We start from the raw sequence: 18,328 nt of genomic DNA on the forward strand, positions 1-18,328 counted from the left end.
GCCGACGGCAGAGGCTGAGAGCGATCCGGCGGCGGAACTCCCGTCACCGGAGAAGCGTCGTACCCGGCATCCGGGTCTCTTTCCTCTCCCGTCGTACCCGGTTTTCCGGGTCCGGCCCTCTCCCGCCGTCATCGGCGGTCCTGAAACAGAAAGCACTTCCTCATGCGTCCCATCGACGAGCGCGCCATCCGCGCCTCCTTCCGCAACGCCTCCCGCAAGGAGGTCTCCTCCCTGAACCTGCCACCCGACTTCGACGAGATCGACTTCGACAAGATCGACTTCCTCGGCTGGTTCGACCCCAAGATGCCCCGGCGGGCATACGTCGTCGCCGAGATCGACGACGACAACGTCGGCATCCTGCTGCAGCGCACCGAGCAGCGCACGGCCATGCGCGCCCAGTGCTCGTGGTGCGATGACGTCACGCTCCGCAACGACGTGCAGTTCTTCTCGGCCCGCAAGGCAGGGGCCGCCGGGCGGAACGGCGACACGATCGGGACGCTGATCTGCGCGAACTTCGGATGCTCCGCGAACGTGCGCAAGCTCCCGCCGCTGGCCTACGAGGGCTACGACCGCGAGCTCGCGCGCGATCTGCGGATGCTGCGCCTGCGCGAGCACGTCACGTCGTTCGTGCGCGAACTCGGCTGACGAGTCGCCCTCTCGCGGCGTGGATCAGAAACGCACGCCGGACCCCGGTCTGCCGTGCGTTTCTGATCCGCACTGACGTCGGAGATGCATTTCTGATCCGCGCTGGATGCGTGGAACTGCTGTCAGCGTGCAGTGGCGCGGACGTGCGTCAGTGCGTCGGCGGCCAGTCGCTCCGACAGACGCGTGAACGTCGCCACGCTGCGGGTGCCTGGCCAGTCGGCGGGGAGCAGCTCGGACGGCAGACCCGGGTCGATGTACGGCAGCACGCGCCAGCTGTCGATCAGGCGCACGTAGGCGGCGAACGGCGCGGACAGGTCCAGACCGGCGGCGGATGCCAGGAACTGCTCGTGCTCGGCGCGCAGCGCCTCCAGATCCCACCAGGCCGTGACGGCCTGGGCGAGCGGCTGCGCGGGCCGCGGATCTGCGGTGCGGAACAGCGTGGCGAAGCCGCGGGCGCCCAGCTCGTCGAGCAGCTCCTCGGCCTCGGTCTCCAGATGGCCGGGCAGGATCCACAGTCCCGCCGAGACGGCGCCCGCGCCCAGGAACTGCAGTCTGCGCCGCAGCTGGTGTCGCAGGTCGCGCCTGGTCTCGGGGATGGTCGCCGAGACCAGCATCCACTCGTCGCCGGCGCGCATCGTGCGCACGGCGAAGATGCGTCGGTCCCCGCGCTCCAGCATCGGCAGCGCCGCAGGGTTCAGCGCGTACCCGCCGGATGCCGCGAGCAGCAGCCCATGCTTCTTCAGCCGCGTGATCGCCGTGCGCGCCCGCGCCGCGGGGATGCCGAGATCCTCGGCCAGCCCCACCAGAGCGCCCGACGAGATCGTCCCGCCGAGCGGCCGCAGGTACAGCCCGATCAGGGTCCGCAGCAGCGAGGTGGTGCTGCCCGGCCGCGCGTCGATGTCGTCGAGCACTGAAGAGGTCATGGGCTCAGGCGGTCAGGGCGTCGCGCACGGCCAGGATGCCGCGCAGGGTCTCCTCGTGCGACGTGCTCAGCGGCGACAGGCCCAGGCGGATGCCGTCGGGGAAGCGGAAGTCGGGGATGATCCCCTCGCCCCACAGCTGCTGCGTCACCTGCTGGAACGAGTCGTGCCCGATCGTGATGTGCCCGCCGCGGTGCGCGGCGTCCCTCGACGTGAGCAGCCGGACGCCCAGCGGTGCGAGCAGCTCGTCGTAGGCGCGCACCGCGAAGTCGGTGAGCGAGATCGACTTGGCGCGCACCGCCGCGATGCCCTCGGCCTCGATCAGGTCGAGCATGCCCTGCATGGCGAGCATCGACATCACCGGCGGAGTGCCGCTGAGCAACTGGCGGATGCCGCCGACCGGCGCGTACTCGGGGCCCATCGCGAAGATGTCGGCCGCGCTCCACCAGCCGTGGATCGGCTGCGTGACGGTGCCGTGATGCTCGGCGCGCAGGTACGCGAACGCGGGGGAACCGGGGCCGCCGTTGAGGTACTTGTACGTGCATCCGACCGCGAGGTCCACGCCCCACTCGTCCAGCTGCATCGGCACGACACCCACCGAGTGGCACAGGTCCCACAGCATCAGGGCGCCCGCGTCGTGCACGACGGACGTGATCGCGGGCATATCGGCGAGGGCGCCGGAGCGGTAGTCGACGTGGCTGAGCACGACCAGCGCGGTGCGCTCCGAGACGACAGCGGCGACATCGGATGCGGTGACGCCGGCGACGCCATCCGGCTCGATCCAGCGCAGTGCCGCGCCGGTCTCCTTCGCGATGCCCGCCGCGATGAACCGGTCGGTGGGGAAGTTGCCGGCCTCGATGACGATCTCGTCGCGACCCGGGCGGGCGGCGACGGCCGCGCGCATGAGCTTGTACAGCAGCACGCTGGTGGAGTCCGCGACCACCGTCTGGCCGGCGGCGGCGCCCAGGGCGATCTCGGCGATGCGGTCGCCGAGCTGCATCGGCAGCGCCATCCACTGCTCGTCCCAGGAGCGGATCAGGCGCGTGCCCCAGTCCTCGCGGATGAACGCGCCGACCTTCTCGGGCAGTTCCTTCAGCGGCCGCCCGAGGGAGTTGCCGTCCAGGTACGCGGTCACGCCCGGCGCATCGACGAACGCGTCCAGATGGTGTGCGAGCGGGTCGGCGGTGTCGAGCCGACGGGCCTCGCTGAGCAGGTCGGGCGCGCTGATGCCGGCGACGCGGCGGTGCTCGTCCTCCGCGGATTCGATGGGGGTCGACGCTTCGGTCATGTCATGCCTCCAGATGGGTGAGCGGCTGCGCCGCGGCAGGGTCGCCGTCGGGCAGGAAGAGCGGGTACGGGTCGTCGACCCGCGGCGCGAGCGCGCGCAGCAGGCGGATGCCGTCGATGCCTGCCTCGCGCAGGGCATCGAGCTCGCGCAGGTTCAGGTCGACCGGGGTGGGTCCGTTGCCCATGTCGGTGCCGTAGAGCACGGTGCCGCCGGCGCCGGCGAAGCGGCGCACGTTGTCGATCGCGATCGTTCGGTGCGCGTCGTCGTGGATCGCGAGTGTCGAGATCCACTCCACGGATGCCGCCTGCTCGGCGATCTCGCCGTCGGTGAGGCGCTCGGTGAAGGGCGCATGTGCGAGCCGGTCGGCGCCCAGGCGCGCTGCGCGCTGCGCCTGCCCCGAGCCCTCGGCGTGCGCCACGACGGGCAGTCCGCGGGACTTCGCGGCTGCCCCGACGGCGCGGACGCTGTCATCGTCCAGCACGGGACCAGCCTCGCTGTGCGCCACGACCTTGATGCAGGATGCCCCGAGGGCGGCGAACTCGGCCACCGCCGACGCTGCGGCCCCGGCATCCGCGATCTCCCGCACGGAGCCGGCCGGCGCCCAGGAGCGGTCCGAGGGATACCCGCCCGGTGCGGTGAGGAACGCGCCGGCGTATTCGATCGCGACGTGCGCCGTCGCAGCGCCGCCGTGCTCGGTCGCACCCGCCTGCGGGCCGGAGAAGGAGTTTTTCGTCGGTTCTGAGCGGGCTTCGCCGTCGTTTTCCTCCTCGCCCGGCTCGGAGTGCGCGTCGAACGCCTCCGCGAGGGCGCGCAGCATCGCCGGGTTCCCGCCCAGATCCACCACCCGGCCCAGGCGTGAGCCCGCCAGCAGGGCATGGTCGACCAGCTGCAGGTGCACGTGGTGGTCGGTGAAGCGGCCGGTGATGATGCCGCCGTCGACGCGACGGATGCCGCTCATTCCTTGCCGATCCCGCTCACTTGCCGATCTCCGTGCGCACGCTGTACAGCTCGGGGAAGAACGTCAGGTCCAGTGCGCGGCGCAGGAAGTCGACTCCGGTCGATCCGCCGGTTCCCTTCTTCATGCCGATCGTGCGGGTGACCGTGCGCAGGTGGCGGAAGCGCCAGAACTGGAAGTTGTCCTCCACGTCGACGAGCTCCTCGCACGCCTCGTACAGGTCCCAGTGCTCGTGCGGGTTCTCGTAGATCTCGCGGATCGCCTGCACCAGCTCCTCGTTCTCGCGGTACGGCTGGCGCACGTCCCGCTCGAGAACTTCGGCGGGGATGGGCAGGCCGCGGCGCGCCGCCAGGCGCAGGAACTCGTCGTACAGCGTCGGTCGCTCCCACTCGCGCGTGAGCAGCGCGAGGTTCTCGGGGTGGTCGCGGAACACGCTGAGCATCCGCTCGTTCTTGTTGCCGAGCGCGAACTCGACGGCGCGGTACTGCACCGACTGGAAGCCGGAGGAGCTGCCCAGGTCGCCACGGAACTCCGCGTACTCGGTGGGGGTGAGGGTGGCGAGCACCGACCACTGGCGGATCAGCACGTCCTGGATGTGCTTGATGCGCGCGATGTGCTTGAGGGCGGAGCGTAGATCGTCCTCGGCGAGGCGGTCGCGGGCCGTGCCGAGCTCGTGCAGGACGAGCTTGAGCCAGAGCTCCGTGGTCTGGTGCTGGATGATGAACAGCATCTCGTCGTGGTGCTCGGGCTGGGAGACCGGATGCTGCGCGTCCAGCAGCTTGTCGAGCTCGAGATACGAGCCGTATGTCATCCGGTCCTTGAGATCGGTGACGATGCCCTCTTCGAGCGCGCGCTCGTTCTCGTTGCTCATTCCGCGACGATATCACCGACGTGTCGGGCGTCACAATAGTGAAATCGACGATGAGTATCGCTTTCCGCGTCGGCGCATCGGTAATGTCGGCCCATGGGAGACCACGTCGGGGTGCAGAGCTTCTCGCGGCAGGATCGCACGCGATTCCGCGCCAAGGTCGGACGGTGCCTGGATGCTCTCGCCGTCATGCTCGCCGATGGCACTTTCGACGTCGCCGAGCCGCGGCTGGGACTCGAGATCGAGCTCAACCTCGTCGACGGCACGCACGACCCGGCGATGTCGAACGCGCGCGTGCTGGAGGAGATCGCCGACCCGGCGTTCCAGACCGAGCTCGGCCGGTTCAACATCGAGATCAACGTCGCCCCGCGGCCCCTGGACGCGGACAACCTTCGCGAACTCGAGGGTGCCCTGCGCGCCGCGCTGAACGCCGCGGACGAGCGGGCCAGGGGCGTCGGGTGCGGGCTGGCGATGATCGGGATGCTGCCCACGGTCGACGAGCATCATTTCACCGAGCAGTGGTTCTCGGAGGACCCGCGATACGGGCTGCTCAGCCAGCAGGTGATCGCCGCCCGCGGCGAGGACATCGCCCTTCAGCTGGACGGGCCCGCGCTGTCGGACGGCGGCCCGCGGGAGAACCTCGACATCGTCTGCGACACGATCCTGCCCGAGGCCGCGTGCACCTCTGTGCAGCTGCACCTGCAGGTGCCGCCCGAGGAGTTCGCCGCGTACTGGAACTCGGCGCAGGCGATCGCCGGCGTGCAGGTCGCGCTCGCCGCCAATTCGCCGTTCTTCGCCGGTCGCGCGCTGTGGCACGAGACGCGCATCCCCCTGTTCGAGCAGGCCACCGACACCCGCTCTCAGGAGCTGAAGAACCAGGGCGTGCGTCCGCGGGTGTGGTTCGGGGAGCGCTGGATCACCTCGATCTTCGACCTGTTCGAGGAGAACTCGCGCTACTTCCCGGCGCTCCTGCCCGTGTGCACCGATGAGGACCCGTTCGAGGTGCTCGAGGCCGGTGGCTCGCCGAAGCTGGCCGAACTGCGCATGCACAACGGCACCATCTACCGCTGGAACCGCCCGATCTACGACGCCCAGGACGAGGGGCGGCACCTGCGGCTGGAGAACCGCGTGCTGCCCGCGGGACCGAGCATCCCCGACGTGCTGGCCGATGCCGCGCTGTACTACGGACTCGTGCGCAGTCTGACGGACGCCGACCGGCCGCTGTGGACGCAGATGACCTTCGACGCCGCCGAGGAGAATCTGCATTCCGCGGCGCGGGATGGCATCGAGGCGCGGATGTACTGGCCTGAGGTTGGCTGGGTGGGTCCGCGCGAGCTCGTGCTGCGCCGGCTGCTGCCACTGGCGGCGGAGGGGCTGGATGCCTATGGCGTCGACGCCGCCGTGCGCGACCGGTATCTGGGCATCATCGAGCAGCGCTGCCTGACCGGCCGCAACGGCGCCACCTGGCAGCGGGGCGCGGTGGCCGCCCGCGAGGCCGCCGGCGAGACGCGATCCGAGGCGCTGCACGGGATGCTCGCGGAGTACCTGGAGCGGATGCACACGGGCGAGCCCGTGCACACCTGGACGTCCTGACCGTTCTTCCGCGTCGAGAGCACGGGATCTCGCCGAGTGCACGGGTACTCGGCGCGAACAAGCCGTGCGCTCGGCAGCATCCGGTGCACTCGGCGCAGCATGGCTACGGCGAGAGGATCTCCGCGGTCGTCCGCAGCGCGATCTGCGGCGGGTACAGACCCATCACGTGCAGGGCGGCCGCGTGGTTCTCGGCGGTCGATCCCGCACAGGCGTCCGTGGCGACCGTGAGGCGGGCGCCGGCATCCGCTCCTGCCAGGGCTGTGAAGAGCACGCAGCAGTCCGTCGAGACCCCGGCCACCACAACGGGCGCGCCGCGCCCGACGATCGCCTCGAGCTCGGCACCCCACTTCCCGAAGGTGGGCAGGTCGAGCGTGGGATGCGGCGACAGCCCCTCTGCATCCGGCACCAGGTCGTAGAGCGGATCGGATGCCGGCTTGTCTGCGAACGGCCATGCGGCGAAGTAGTCGCCCCAGGACGTCGTCCGGTCGGCTGTCGGCACCCAGCGCGTGACGAGCACCCGCTCGCCATGGGCGTCGGCGAGGGAGCGGATGTTCACCATGGCGTCCGCGAAGAACGGCGACCCCCATTCCGAGTCCGGGGAGGCGAAGATGTTCTGCGGGTCGATGACGACCAGCCAGCGGTCGGTCATCCCTGCTCCTGCCGGTGGATCCTCCCCGCACGGGCGAACCAGGTGACGACGAACGACAGCACCAGCGCGAAGAGCACACCGAGGTTGGCGTAGCCCCAGTCGTCGCGCCAGCCGAACAGGTCGAGGAAATAGCCTTGCCAGTCGTTCCACGGGGTGTCGGGGATCGTGTTCATCACGAAGCCCCAGCCGATGCCGGTCGCGACGAGCATGGTGATCACCGAGGTCCAGTCGACCGCACCATACCGGCCGTTTGAGTCGAACAGCGCGGCTTCGTCGTAGTCGCGGCGGCGGCGCAGGATGTCGGCGATGAGGATGCCCGCCCACGATGCCATCGGCACGCCGAGCGTGATGAGGAACGACTGGAACGGGCCGATGAAGCTGGTCGCGAAGAACACCACGAAGATCGTGCCGGCGGTGAGGATCACGCCGTCGATGCCGGCTGCGGCGGGCCGCGGGATCCGGATGCCGAGGCTCAGCAGCGTGAGGCCTGAGGAGTAGATCCCGAGCACCGCACCGGAGACCAGGGTCAGGATCGCCACGATCAGGAACGGCACGAGCACCCAGGTGGGCAGCAGCGTGGCCAGGGCCCCGATCGGGTCGGACCCCACGGCATCCATCAGCTCCTGGTTCGAGCCCGCCAGCAGCAGGCCGAAGAACACCAGGACGATCGGCGCGACCGAGCCGCCGATGGTGTTCCAGGCGATGATCTGCCCGTCGGATGCGGTGCGCTTCTGGTATCGCGACCAGTCGGCGGCGATGTTGATCCAGCCCAGGCCGAATCCGGTCATCACCATCACGAGCGCGCCGATGGTCTGCGCGAGAGTGCCGTCCGGGCGCGAGAACGCGGTCGACCAGTTGATGCTCTCGAACGTGAGGATCAGGAACAGCACGGTCATCGCGCCGGTCAGCCAGGTCAGCACCGACTGCAGCTTCATGATCGTGTGGTAGCCGAGCACGGATGCCGCGACGATGAGCGCAGCGACCGCGACGGTCGCCACGATCTTCAGCCCGATGCCCTGGTCGTCGGCGCTCAGCCAGCCCAGGCTGCGGAACACCGTCGTGGTGGCGAGGACGGCTGTGATCGCCAGCGAGGTCTCCCAGCCGATCGATGTGAGCCACGACACGATGCCGGGCAGCTTCTGGCCCTGCACGCCGAAGGCGGCACGGGACAGGATCATGGTCGGCGCCGAGCCCCGCTTCCCGGCGATCGCGATCAGCCCGCACAGGAAGAACGACACGATGATCCCGACGACCGAGACCACCGTCGCCTGCCACAGCGAGATGCCGAATCCGAGCACGAACGAGCCGTACGACATGCCGAACACCGACACGTTCGCCGCGAACCACGGCCAGAACAGGTCGCGCGGCTTGGCCGTGCGGTCGGACTCGGGGATGATCTCGATGCCGGTGCGCTCGATCAGAGCGGGGCCTGCGGCTTCGATGCTCGCGGACATGGGTGCCTCCGGGATGTTCGGGTTGTGCTCATCCTGGCATCCGCGCATGCCGCCGCGCGAGGGGACGCGCTGCTCAGCTCCCGAGGATGCCGGTGAGGGACTCCATCGCGCCGTCGGCGACGCGGAAGTACGCCCAGGTGCCGCGCTTCTCGCGCTCGAGGAACCCGGCGTCGACGAGGACGCGCAGGTGGTGGGAGACGGTGGGCTGACTGAGTCCGAGCGGCTCGGTGAGATCGCAGACGCACGCCTCGCCGTCGGCGTGCGCGGCGATCATCGACAGGATGCGGAGACGGGCGGGGTCGGCGATGGCCTTGAGGGAGGATGCCAGCGATGCGGCGTTCTCGGCGGACAGCGGTACGCGGGTGAGCGGGGCGCAGCAGGACTGCAGATCGCGCAGGGGGATCAGCTCGTGGACCGGCATGATCAGATTCTGCTCCATATATTGACAGTCGTCAATATATGCGCGACGATCGCAGCGTCCAAATATCGATGCTCATCGATGAAGGGAGGTGCGATATGGACGAGTGCTGCGACGCCGGTTGCGAGCCGCTGCCCGACGGCTCCTGCCCCACCGGCTGCTGCTGAGGTGAAGCCCCTGAACCCGCCGCGAGCGGTGCGGCGGGTTCAGGGAGTCTGCTCGGGGCTTCCGTGCGCCTGTGCCCGGAGACCACGCGATTCTTCTGAAGCCACAATGTGATTCTTCCCTCTGAGGAGATGTGATGTCCGATCTTCCTGTCGTCATTGTCGGAGCGGGCCCGCAGGGGCTGGCGGCCGCGGCTCATCTGACCGAGCGCGGGCTGAGCGCCGTCGTCCTCGAACGCGGCTCCGCTGCTGGCGCCGCTGTCTCCGAGTGGGGACACGTGCGCCTGTTCTCCGGCTGGCCGGAGCTGACGGATGCCGCCGCGCGCAGGCTGCTCGAGCCGTCGGGCTGGTCGGCACCGGTGAGCGGTTTTCCGACAGGTGCCGAGTGGGTAGGCTACTATCTCGTGCCACTCGCTGCGGCCCTGGGCGACCGGATCCGCTACGGCGAGACGGTCACCGGCATCGCCCGTCAGGGACGCGACAAGGTCGTCGACGGCGGGCGGCGGAGTCAGCCGTTCATCGTGCACACCATCGACGAGAGCGGCCGGGAAGGACGCGTCCCCGCAAGCGCGGTGATCGACGCCTCAGGTACCTGGAATCTCCCGAATCCCGCCGGCGCAGACGGCCTTCCTGCGATCGGCGAATCCGCTGCCGCAGACCGGATCTCCTATCGGATCCCGGATGACGTGTCCGCGCTCGCCGGCTCGCACGTCGTGATCGTCGGTGCGGGTCATTCCGCCACTCATGCCGTGCTGCGCATGAGCGAGGTGGCTCACCGTGAACCCGGTACCCGGGTGAGCTGGCTGCTGCGACGCGGGAGTGCTGCGAATGTGTTCGGAGGAGGCGCGGGGGACGAGCTGCCGGAGCGGGCGGCACTCGGCGCGCGGGCGCGCGAGGCGATCGACGCCGGTCTGATCGAGATCGTCACCGGGTTCCGGGTCGCCGAATTCGTGCGGCGCGACGAGGGGCTCACGATCGTCGCGGAAGACGGTCGCGAGGTCTCCGGAGTCGCGCACGTGTTCGCGCTCACCGGCTTCCGTCCGGACACCGGCATCCTGCGCGAAGTGCGTGTCGATCTCGACCGTGCGCTGGAGGCTGTCGCCGGGATCGCGTCGGAGATCGACCCGAACATCCACTCCTGCGGGTCTGTTGGCGCGACCGGTGCTCGTCAGCTCGCGCAGCCCGAGCCCGGTCTGTTCATTGTCGGCGCGAAGTCTTATGGCCGAGCCCCGACGTTCCTGGCGCTGACGGGGTACGAGCAGGTGCGCAGTGTCGCGGCCCACCTGGCCGGCGACCACGACGCGGCTGCCCGTAATGACCTCGTCCTCCCTGACACGGGTGTCTGCGGCGGCGCCGGCGGGTTCGACGCCGAGGACGGCGGATGCTGCGCTGCGCCGGCTGTGCTTCAGATCGGATCACGGCCCGCGATCATCGGCTGACGGAGCTGGAGAGAGCGGCTTCATTCCCGGGCCGCTCGTTGCCTGCCCAGGTGAAGACTCGGTGAATGATCCCGCGACCGATCGAGGCTTGCTTCGACAGATGTCAATATAGAAGCATGCCGAATCAAGATGCGGAGCTGATCAACACTTCCGCTCCCGTCGCCACAGGGCGTCTGTCCACCGTGGACAGGTGGCTGCCGCTGTGGGTCGGCCTCGCCATGATCGCCGGTCTGCTGCTCGGGCGATTCGCCCCGGCGCTGTCCGACCTGCTCCTCCGGATGGAAGTCGGCGGGATCTCGGTGCCCATCGGGCTCGGACTCCTCGTGATGATGTACCCGGTGCTGGCCAAGGTCCGCTATGACCGGATCGCCGCGGTCACCGGAGATAAGAAGCTGCTCGTCTCCTCGCTCGTGCTGAACTGGATGGTCGGCCCGGCAATCATGTTCGCGTTGGCGTGGATCTTCCTGCCCGACCTGCCGGAATACCGCACCGGGCTGATCATCGTGGGTCTTGCCCGTTGCATCGCGATGGTCGTGATCTGGAACGATCTCGCCTGCGGTGATCGTGAGGCGACTGCGGTGCTGGTCGCGATCAATTCGGTGTTCCAGGTCGTGGCCTTCTCCCTGCTGGGCTGGTTCTACCTGACCGTGCTGCCCGGGTGGCTCGGGTTGGACACGCAGGGGCTGGAGATCTCGGTCGGGCAGATCGCGCTGAACGTGCTGGTGTTCCTGGGCGTGCCGCTGGTCGCGGGTTTCGCCTCCCGGTGGATCGGCGAGAGGCGCCGCGGCCGCGACTGGTACGAGGAGAGGTTCCTGCCGGTGATCGGGCCGTGGGCGCTGTACGGGCTGCTGTTCACCATCGTGCTGCTGTTCGCGCTGCAGGGAGAGCAGGTGACGTCGCATCCCCTGGATGTCGCTCGCATCGCGCTGCCGCTGCTCGCCTACTTCGCGATCATGTGGTTCGCAGGCATCTTCACCGGCAAGGTGCTCGGGCTGAACTACGCTCGCTCGACGACGCTGGCCTTCACCGCGGCGGGCAACAACTTCGAGCTCGCGATCGCCGTCGCCATCGGCACCTTCGGCGCGGCCTCCGGGCAGGCCCTCGCGGGTGTGGTCGGTCCGCTCATCGAGGTGCCCGTCCTCGTCGGGCTCGTCTACGTCTCCCTCTGGGCCGCACGCGCCTGGTTCCACACCGATCCGTACATCGGCGAAAGGACCACCTCATGAACGTCACCCTGACGGGCGAGGCCTGCGGCCCGGTCGCCACTCACGCCATCGGCCAGGAGGCCGCCGATGCTGTCGCCGCGACGCTGAAGGCGCTCTCCGACCCGCTGCGACTGCGCATGCTGTCCGCGATCGCGTCCGACCCGCGCGGTGAGTCCTGCGTGTGCGACCTCGCCGAGCTCGCCGACGTGTCCCAGCCCACCATCTCCCACCACCTCAAGGTGCTCAAGGACGTCGACATCCTCACCGCCCAGCGCCGCGGCACCTGGGTCTGGTACCGCATCAACGCGAGCCGCCGCGGTGCTGTCACCGCACTGCTGGACTCTTTCGCGCCGGCGACGATGACGGAGCCCGGCGTTGCCGGAGCCAGCGAGGACCGTGACAGCCGCCCGGACTTCGACCTCCGCATCACCCACCTCGCCGACGAACTCGCAGCCGAGATCCCCGAGCTCGCCCCGGAGATCGTCCTGGGCATCGTCCGTGAGTCGTACACGTCGCTCGCACGCACGGCGAAGGTCACCGGAGCGCTCGTCCCGCTCACCGAACGATTCGCCCGCCAGCGACTGGCTGATGTCACTCGGGATCGCACCCGCTCTGTGCCGCAGGTGCTGTTCGTCTGCGTCGCCAACGCGGGCCGCTCTCAGCTTGCAGCTGCGCTCGTGAACCGCATCGCCGACAGCAGGGTCATCGCCCGCTCCGCCGGGTCCAGCCCCGCCGAAGCGATCCATCCGCATGTGCGCTCGATCCTCGCCGAGATCGAGGGCGGCGCCGCCGCCGAGCGGTTCCCGAAGCCCCTCACCGATGACGCTGTCCGTGCGGCGGATGTCGTCATCTCCATGGGCTGCGGCGACGTGTGTCCGATCATCCCCGGCATCCGCTACGACGACTGGGCTGTCGGCGACCCCGCCCTCGCCTCCCGCGAAGGCGTCGAAGCCATTCGCGACGACATCGAAGGCCGCGTCCGCGCCCTCGTCAACGAACTCACCCACTGATCACATCAGCCCTCCTGGAGCAGCCATGACCGCGGCATCAAAGCCATCCGTCCTCTTCGTCTGCGTGCACAACGCGGGCCGTTCGCAGATGGCGGCCGGATTCCTCCGCGACATCGCCGGCGACCGCATCGAGGTCCGCTCCGCCGGCTCGATGCCTGCAGAGCAGATCAACCCCGTTGCGGTCGAGGCGATGGGTGAGCTGGGCATCGACATCACCACCGAGCATCCCAAGGTGCTGACCACCGAGGCCGTGCAGGACTCCGATGTGGTCATCACCATGGGGTGCGGCGACGCCTGTCCGTTCTTCCCCGGCAAGCGCTACGAGGACTGGAAGCTGGACGATCCCGCCGGTCAGGGACTCGATGCCGTGCGTCCGATCCGAGACGAGATCCGCGCACGCATCGAGAAGCTGGTCGGCGAGCTGATCTGATCGGCACGAGGCTCAGTCGATCAGAACGATCGGGCATCGCGCGATGTGTGCCACTCCCCGGGCGAGCTTCGCATCTGCGGTGACGAACTTCGCGTCCAGTTCCTCGGCGAGTGCCAGGTAACAGGCGTCATACGTGGTCGCGTTCTCGCGTAGCTCCCAGATGCGTTCGAAGAACGAGGTGGCGGGCCAGCGCTTCGCCGGGAAGTCTCGCAGATCGATGAGCGCTGTCGCGGCTCGGTCTGGCGCGACGAGTCCTCCTCGGGCGAGATTGCGCAGAACCGATGCGGTCTCGATGTCGGCGAGGTGCGGAAGGTGGAAGTCGGATGCCGTCGGATGAATCGATGCGGCTGCTCGCTGTCCACGAGGCGTGAACAGCAGGATGTCAGCGAGGATCGACGCGTCGAGAACCGTGGACATCAGGCGGCGTCGCGGTCCTTTCGGATGATGTCGACGGCCGAATCGCCGATGTCGACGGAGCCCCTCAGCCGCACGCGTTCCATCAGCTCATCGAATGTCGGCTGGCGGGATTCGCGCGTGAGGATGTCGAGGGTGTACTCCGAAAGGCTGCGCCCGGATGCTGCGGCACGGGACTTCAGAATCCGGTGCACATCCTCGGGAACATCACGGACCTGCAGGGTTGACATGCATCAATGCTAATCACATGCAGAATGCATGTCTAGGCCTCAGCCCGCGAAGAACGCCCGCGCCACGCGGGACAGGTCGTACAGGTCGCTGACGCCGGCGAGCTCGCGCGCGGAGTGCATCGACAGGATCGGGATGCCGATGTCGACCGTGCGGATGCCCAGGCGCGTCGCGGTGATCGGGCCGATGGTCGAGCCGCACGGCACGGCGTTGTTCGACACGAACTCCTGGTAGCCGACCCCGGCGCTCTCGCACCAGCCCGCCCAGGCTGCGGCGCCCACGGCGTCGGTCGCGTAGCGCTGGTTGGCGTTGATCTTCAGGATCGGGCCGGAGCCCAGCAGCGGCTGCACCACCGGGTCGTGCTTGTGGGCGAAGTTCGGGTGCACCGAGTGCCCGACGTCGCTGGACAGGTGCCACGAGGCCGCCATCGCACGGCGCTGGTGGGTGGCATCCGCTCCGAACGAGGCGTACAGCCGGACGAGCACGTCCTCCAGGAAGGGGCCGGCGGCGCCGGAGCGCGATGCCGAGCCCAGCTCCTCGTGGTCGAACGCGGCGAGCACCGGGATCACCCCGCCGGACGGCGACTCCGACGCCTCGATCAGGGCGACGACACCGGCGTGCACCGACGCGAGGTCGTCCAGGCGACCGGATGCGAAGAACGCGTCGTCCTTGCCGAAGACGGCGCCGCGCGCGGCATCCGCGACCACCGCGTCGTACCCGCGGATCTCCGAGGCGTCGACGCCGGCGGCGGCGGCGAGCTCGCCGAGGATGTCGGCGGATGCGGCATCGCCGAGGCCCCACACGGGCTGCGTGCCGGTCTGCTTGTCGAGGGAGAGGCCCTCGTTCGCGCTGCGGTCCAGGTGGATCGCCAGCTGAGGCAGACGAAGCAGCGGACCCGTCGCAGCGAGCACCACACGGCCGTCCGCCAGGGCCAGGCGGCCGGCGAGTCGCAGCTCCCTGTCGAGCCAGGAGTTGAGCAGCGGGCCGCCGTACACCTCCACGGCGGCCTGCAGCCAGCCGTGCGAGCCGGTGGTGGGCTTGGGCTTGAGCTTGAGGCCGGGGGAGTCGGTGTGCGCGCCCAGCACGTGCACGGGCGTGGTGGCCGTGGCATCCGACGGCACGACCCAGCCGATGGCGGCGCCGTCGCGCACGACCACGAACCGGCCGCCGGCCTGCGTCGGCCAGGCCTCGGTCTCATCGAGCCGCGCGAATCCGGCCTCCTGCAGTCGCCGCGCGACCTCCTCGGCGGCGTGGTAGCTCGACGGCGAGGCGGCGACGAAGTCCGCGAGATCAGAGGCGTGGGCGAGGGCGGCAGGACTGACGGGCATGCCTTCGATGCTAGTCGGGGTGCGCCTGGTCGGCCGGGCAGGCCCCGCCGGTGCCAGTCGGGGCGCGCCCGATCGGCCGGGCAGGCCCCGCCGGTCGCGTTAGGGTGGACGGGACAGCGCCTAGGGTTCCGGGACGCACCGCTCCACTCGAGCGGAGTCCGACTGGTCCGAGCGGCGCCACGTGCGGCCGTCGGCCGGGCGTCATCTGAACGGACAAAAGCCTGGAGGACCCGTTCGTCGCGCCCGCGACGGACAGAAGGGTCTCGGATGCCGGTCATCGCCATCGTCCTGGCGCTCAGCGCCGCCGTCGCGCACGCCGCCTGGAACGTCGTCGCGCACAACGTGAGCCGTGCGGGCGTGCCGTTCCTGTGGTGGGGAGCCCTCGCCAGCACGGTCGTCTGGATCGGGGTCATCCCCTTCACGGGCGGCCTCGGCACCGACGACGTCGCCGGCTTCGCGCTCGGTGTCGCGGTCTCGTCCGTGCTGCACGTGCTCTACATGTCGGTGCTGCAGCGCGGCTATCAGGCCGGAGACCTGTCGACCGTCTACGCGACGGCACGGGGGAGCGGACCGTTCCTGTCGGTGATCATCGCGATGCTGCTGCTCGGCGAACGGCCGTCGGCGGTAGCGCTCGTGGGCGTCGCGCTGGTCATCGCGGGCGTCGTGGCCGTCGGCATCGTCGGCCGCACGGCATCCGCCGGAACGCGTCGCGGCCTCGACCCCGCGGTGCTGTTCGGTCTGCTCACCGGCGTGATGATCGCGACCTACACGATCTGGGATGCCCACGCGGTGCGCGAGTGGAGCCTGTCGCCGGTGGCGTTCATGGTGGGCACCACGCTCGCGCAGCTGCCGTTCTACAGCGTCGGCGTGCGCGGTCGCTGGGGCGCGGTGCTCGATCTCGGCAGGCGGGAATGGCGGCGGATCCTGGCCTTCGGCATTCTCTCGCCGCTGTCCTACATCCTGGTGCTGCAGGCCATCACGATCGCCCCCGTCGCACTGATCGCCCCGCTGCGCGAGGTGAGCGTGGTGCTGGTGAGTCTGTTCGGCGCGTTCGTGCTGCGCGAGTCACGACCTGCGTGGCGGGTGGCGGCATCCGTCGTGGTGGTCGCGGGGATCGTGCTGCTCGCGTTCTGAGTGCGTGCGGCCGGATGCCGGCGGTGGTGCCTCAGCGGAAGTCGACCAGCCCGGCGTGGGCGGCGGTGACGAGGATCTGCACGCGGTCGCGCACCTGCCACTTCGACATGATGCGACCGAGATGGGCCTTTACCGTGCCCTCCGAGACGATCAGCGACTGGGCGATCTCGGCGTTGGACATGCCCTGGGCCAGGCGCTCCAGCACCTCCGACTCGCGATCGGTCAGGGGCTCGAGCGCCTCGCCGGCGCCGGCGGCCGGCTCCGTGCTGCGCACGTGCTTGACCAGCAGTGAGGCGATGCGCGGGGACAGCGAGCTCGCGCCGCTGTGCACCTCCCGCACGCCCTCCAGGATGCTCTCGGCGCTGGAGTCCTTGAGCAGGTAGCCGGATGCCCCTGCGCTCAGCATGGGCAGGACCGTGTCGCTGCCGTCGAGCGTGGTGACGGCCAGCACGCGCACCTCGGGCCAGCGCTCGGCGATCGCGGCGGTCGCCTCGATGCCGTTCATCTCGGGCATCTGCACGTCCATCATCACGACGTCGGGACGGTCGTGCTCGAGGAACTCGAGGGCCTCCCGGCCGCTCTCGGCCTGGCCGATCACCGTGACATCGGAGCCACGCGAGACGAAATGCGAGAGCGCGGACCGCACCAGCGGGTCGTCGTCGACGATCAGGACGCGTATTTCCGACATGGAGGAAGCCTAACCGGAGCCGATAGACCCGAGCGTGATATGGACTTTCGTCCAGACAAGTCTGGTCGCAGGTTCGATGTGTTTGCGCTCGTTCACCGAGAAGATCAATAGGTACCTGGCCAAAAGACCTAAAACTGGAGGTGAATCAGATGTCCTTCTGGGAGCAGCTTGCCCGCCTCTTCGGTGCTATCCGCTGATTGTATCTCGGAGGATAGGAGATACTTGACCCATGCCGTTCGTCCGAACGACCCGGGATGATCCCCGCATCCTCCACCTCAGCCGAGGTGAACGCCTGAACACCCTCGAGCGCGTGGTCATGCTCGCGTTCCTCATCGTGGTGTCAGCCGTCGACATCCTCGGCCTGATCTTCACGCCGGGCATGGATCCGGTCGGCGTCGCGTTCAGCGTCGCAGCCACCGCGGTCTTCGTCCTCTACCTCTGGTGGCCGCCCGTCGCGACCATCCTGCTGGGTTGCGTCTTCGTCCTCTCCTTCTTCGCCGGCAAGGACTCGTCCGTACTGTTCGCCGCCGCGATCGCGGCCGGTCTGGTGATGCGGCTCGGGTCGACGGCGCTCGTGCTGTCCTATCTCGGCGGTTTCCTCGTGGCCACCGCCTCGGTCGCGTACGGCGATCATCGCGTCCCCGTCAACGTCGGCATCTATCTGGTCGTGGCGACCGTCGCGGGAGCCGTCGGCTATGCCCTGCGTCTCGCGTCCACCCGAGGGCGCAGCCTCGAACTGCGTCTCGCCGAGAGCGAGGAGCAGGAGCGCCAGGCGGTCCTCGCCGAGCGGCGCTGGATCGCAGGCGAACTGCACGACAGCATCGCCCATCACCTCACAGTCGTCGCCCTGCACGTGCAGATGCTCGACGACCCGACCGTCAGTGCCGCATCCCAGGACGCCATCCGCGTCGCGGCGCGCAAGGCGATGGCCGATCTCCGCTTCGTGATCGAGCTCGCCGATGACGGACCCCGTGAGACCGCCGTGCAGACAGGTGACCTGGGCGAGGCGATCAGCGAGGCCCGCGGCGAGATCGAGGCCGCCGGCCATGATGTCGTCGTCACCGGTGATCCGCTCGATGAGCGCATCCCCCGAATCGCGGACATCGTGTTCGCCCGCATCGTCCGGGAGTCGGCGACCAACATCCTGAAGCACGCCGGAGCCGGACAGGTGCGGATCGAGATCGAGGTCGATGACGAGCACGCGACTCTCAGCATCCTCAGCCCGCTGCCCTCGACGCCCCGGCGCGACCTGCCGTCCAGCGGCACCGGCCTGAACCGCATGGCGGAGCGCGTGATCGGCGCGAGCGGCGAGTTCAGCGCGGGTGTGGCCGACGGCCTGTGGCGGGTCCACACCCGGATGCCGCTTTCCTGAAGCCGCGGCATCCGTCTCGAAGGACTAGACGAAAGTCCATATAGGTCTCGCCGTTCGGGCCTATATATCGGTCGAGAGGCGGTCATATCCTGGGATCTCCCCAGATAAGCGTCCCCAGCGCTTAAA

Annotated in this window: 19 protein-coding genes; 8 read left to right on the forward strand and 11 right to left on the reverse strand. The window is 69.1% G+C overall.

Features of this window, described 5'->3' with window-relative positions:
• Nucleotides 1–162: 162 nt before the first annotated feature.
• The gene (locus ACTJJ4_RS08780; protein ID WP_292700263.1) at nucleotides 163–645 is read left to right on the forward strand and encodes an FBP domain-containing protein; all 483 of its coding nucleotides are present in this window, start codon (nucleotides 163–165) and stop codon (nucleotides 643–645) included.
• A gap of 122 nt (nucleotides 646–767) precedes the next feature.
• Here ACTJJ4_RS08780 and ACTJJ4_RS08785 read toward each other — a convergent pair whose 3' ends face one another.
• The 4 genes from ACTJJ4_RS08785 to kynA are packed head-to-tail and all read right to left on the reverse strand — an operon-like array spanning nucleotide 768 to nucleotide 4,679.
• A complete protein-coding gene (locus tag ACTJJ4_RS08785) occupies nucleotides 768–1,568 on the reverse strand; it encodes a PaaX family transcriptional regulator (protein ID WP_440942977.1) in 801 nt (266 codons plus the stop codon).
• Between the two features lie 4 nt (nucleotides 1,569–1,572).
• Entirely contained in the window at nucleotides 1,573–2,853 is a 1,281-nt protein-coding gene (locus ACTJJ4_RS08790; protein ID WP_440942978.1) for a kynureninase, read from the reverse strand.
• A gap of 1 nt (nucleotide 2,854) precedes the next feature.
• The gene (locus tag ACTJJ4_RS08795) at nucleotides 2,855–3,811 is read right to left on the reverse strand and encodes a hydrolase (RefSeq protein WP_440942979.1); all 957 of its coding nucleotides are present in this window, start codon (nucleotides 3,809–3,811) and stop codon (nucleotides 2,855–2,857) included.
• Nucleotides 3,812–3,827: 16 nt separating this feature from the next.
• Nucleotides 3,828–4,679, reverse strand: a complete 852-nt coding sequence (gene kynA / locus ACTJJ4_RS08800) for a tryptophan 2,3-dioxygenase (protein WP_440942980.1) — start codon at nucleotides 4,677–4,679, stop codon at nucleotides 3,828–3,830.
• 93 nt (nucleotides 4,680–4,772) lie between these two features.
• On the opposite strand from kynA, the gene ACTJJ4_RS08805 reads away from it, so the two are divergent.
• Nucleotides 4,773–6,269 (forward strand): glutamate-cysteine ligase family protein, encoded by a 1,497-nt coding sequence (locus ACTJJ4_RS08805; protein ID WP_440942981.1) that lies wholly within the window; start codon nucleotides 4,773–4,775, stop codon nucleotides 6,267–6,269.
• Between the two features lie 103 nt (nucleotides 6,270–6,372).
• Here ACTJJ4_RS08805 and ACTJJ4_RS08810 read toward each other — a convergent pair whose 3' ends face one another.
• From ACTJJ4_RS08810 to ACTJJ4_RS08820, 3 genes are all read right to left on the reverse strand, one after another.
• Nucleotides 6,373–6,918, reverse strand: a complete 546-nt coding sequence (locus ACTJJ4_RS08810) for a cysteine hydrolase family protein (RefSeq protein ID WP_440942982.1) — start codon at nucleotides 6,916–6,918, stop codon at nucleotides 6,373–6,375.
• Nucleotides 6,915–8,372, reverse strand: a complete 1,458-nt coding sequence (locus tag ACTJJ4_RS08815; protein ID WP_440942983.1) for a purine-cytosine permease family protein — start codon at nucleotides 8,370–8,372, stop codon at nucleotides 6,915–6,917. The genes ACTJJ4_RS08810 and ACTJJ4_RS08815 overlap by 4 nt, the downstream gene beginning before the upstream one ends.
• 73 nt (nucleotides 8,373–8,445) lie before the next feature.
• Nucleotides 8,446–8,793 (reverse strand): ArsR/SmtB family transcription factor, encoded by a 348-nt coding sequence (locus tag ACTJJ4_RS08820; RefSeq protein WP_440942984.1) that lies wholly within the window; start codon nucleotides 8,791–8,793, stop codon nucleotides 8,446–8,448.
• 298 nt (nucleotides 8,794–9,091) lie between these two features.
• On the opposite strand from ACTJJ4_RS08820, the gene ACTJJ4_RS08825 reads away from it, so the two are divergent.
• The 4 genes from ACTJJ4_RS08825 (at nucleotide 9,092) to ACTJJ4_RS08840 (ending at nucleotide 13,038) form a co-directional block, all read left to right on the forward strand.
• Nucleotides 9,092–10,393, forward strand: coding sequence for an NAD(P)-binding domain-containing protein (locus ACTJJ4_RS08825; RefSeq protein ID WP_440942985.1), 1,302 nt, complete (start codon nucleotides 9,092–9,094; stop codon nucleotides 10,391–10,393).
• A gap of 116 nt (nucleotides 10,394–10,509) precedes the next feature.
• Nucleotides 10,510–11,619: an ACR3 family arsenite efflux transporter gene (gene arsB / locus ACTJJ4_RS08830; RefSeq protein ID WP_440942986.1), complete on the forward strand. Its 1,110-nt coding sequence runs from the start codon at nucleotides 10,510–10,512 to the stop codon at nucleotides 11,617–11,619.
• Nucleotides 11,616–12,608 (forward strand): metalloregulator ArsR/SmtB family transcription factor, encoded by a 993-nt coding sequence (locus ACTJJ4_RS08835; protein ID WP_440942987.1) that lies wholly within the window; start codon nucleotides 11,616–11,618, stop codon nucleotides 12,606–12,608. The genes arsB and ACTJJ4_RS08835 overlap by 4 nt, the downstream gene beginning before the upstream one ends.
• Before the next feature lie 25 nt (nucleotides 12,609–12,633).
• Nucleotides 12,634–13,038 (forward strand): arsenate reductase ArsC, encoded by a 405-nt coding sequence (locus ACTJJ4_RS08840; RefSeq protein WP_292700299.1) that lies wholly within the window; start codon nucleotides 12,634–12,636, stop codon nucleotides 13,036–13,038.
• A 12-nt stretch (nucleotides 13,039–13,050) separates the two neighbouring features.
• On the opposite strand, the gene ACTJJ4_RS08845 is transcribed toward ACTJJ4_RS08840, so the two are convergent.
• Genes ACTJJ4_RS08845 through ACTJJ4_RS08855 form a run of 3 tightly spaced genes read right to left on the reverse strand, consistent with a single transcriptional unit; the run spans nucleotide 13,051 to nucleotide 15,008 of the window.
• The gene (locus ACTJJ4_RS08845; RefSeq protein WP_440942988.1) at nucleotides 13,051–13,455 is read right to left on the reverse strand and encodes a type II toxin-antitoxin system VapC family toxin; all 405 of its coding nucleotides are present in this window, start codon (nucleotides 13,453–13,455) and stop codon (nucleotides 13,051–13,053) included.
• A complete protein-coding gene (locus ACTJJ4_RS08850) occupies nucleotides 13,455–13,682 on the reverse strand; it encodes a FitA-like ribbon-helix-helix domain-containing protein (RefSeq protein WP_440942989.1) in 228 nt (75 codons plus the stop codon). The genes ACTJJ4_RS08845 and ACTJJ4_RS08850 overlap by 1 nt, the downstream gene beginning before the upstream one ends.
• Nucleotides 13,683–13,721: 39 nt before the next feature.
• Nucleotides 13,722–15,008 (reverse strand): M18 family aminopeptidase, encoded by a 1,287-nt coding sequence (locus ACTJJ4_RS08855; RefSeq protein ID WP_440942990.1) that lies wholly within the window; start codon nucleotides 15,006–15,008, stop codon nucleotides 13,722–13,724.
• A 267-nt stretch (nucleotides 15,009–15,275) separates the two neighbouring features.
• Here ACTJJ4_RS08855 and ACTJJ4_RS08860 point away from each other — a divergent pair, with 267 nt between their 5' ends.
• On the forward strand, nucleotides 15,276–16,142 hold the full coding sequence (locus ACTJJ4_RS08860; protein ID WP_440942991.1) for an EamA family transporter: 867 nt from the start codon (nucleotides 15,276–15,278) through the stop codon (nucleotides 16,140–16,142).
• A 31-nt stretch (nucleotides 16,143–16,173) separates the two neighbouring features.
• Here ACTJJ4_RS08860 and ACTJJ4_RS08865 read toward each other — a convergent pair whose 3' ends face one another.
• A complete protein-coding gene (locus ACTJJ4_RS08865) occupies nucleotides 16,174–16,830 on the reverse strand; it encodes a response regulator (protein ID WP_285637427.1) in 657 nt (218 codons plus the stop codon).
• 229 nt (nucleotides 16,831–17,059) lie between these two features.
• On the opposite strand from ACTJJ4_RS08865, the gene ACTJJ4_RS08870 reads away from it, so the two are divergent.
• Nucleotides 17,060–18,202 carry a sensor histidine kinase gene (locus tag ACTJJ4_RS08870; RefSeq protein ID WP_440942992.1) on the forward strand — a complete coding sequence of 381 codons (1,143 nt, stop codon included), beginning with the start codon at nucleotides 17,060–17,062 and terminating at the stop codon, nucleotides 18,200–18,202.
• Nucleotides 18,203–18,328 lie beyond the last annotated feature (126 nt).

The sequence above is a fragment of the Microbacterium sp. 22195 genome, assembly GCF_052056515.1.
GTDB lineage: Bacteria > Actinomycetota > Actinomycetes > Actinomycetales > Microbacteriaceae > Microbacterium.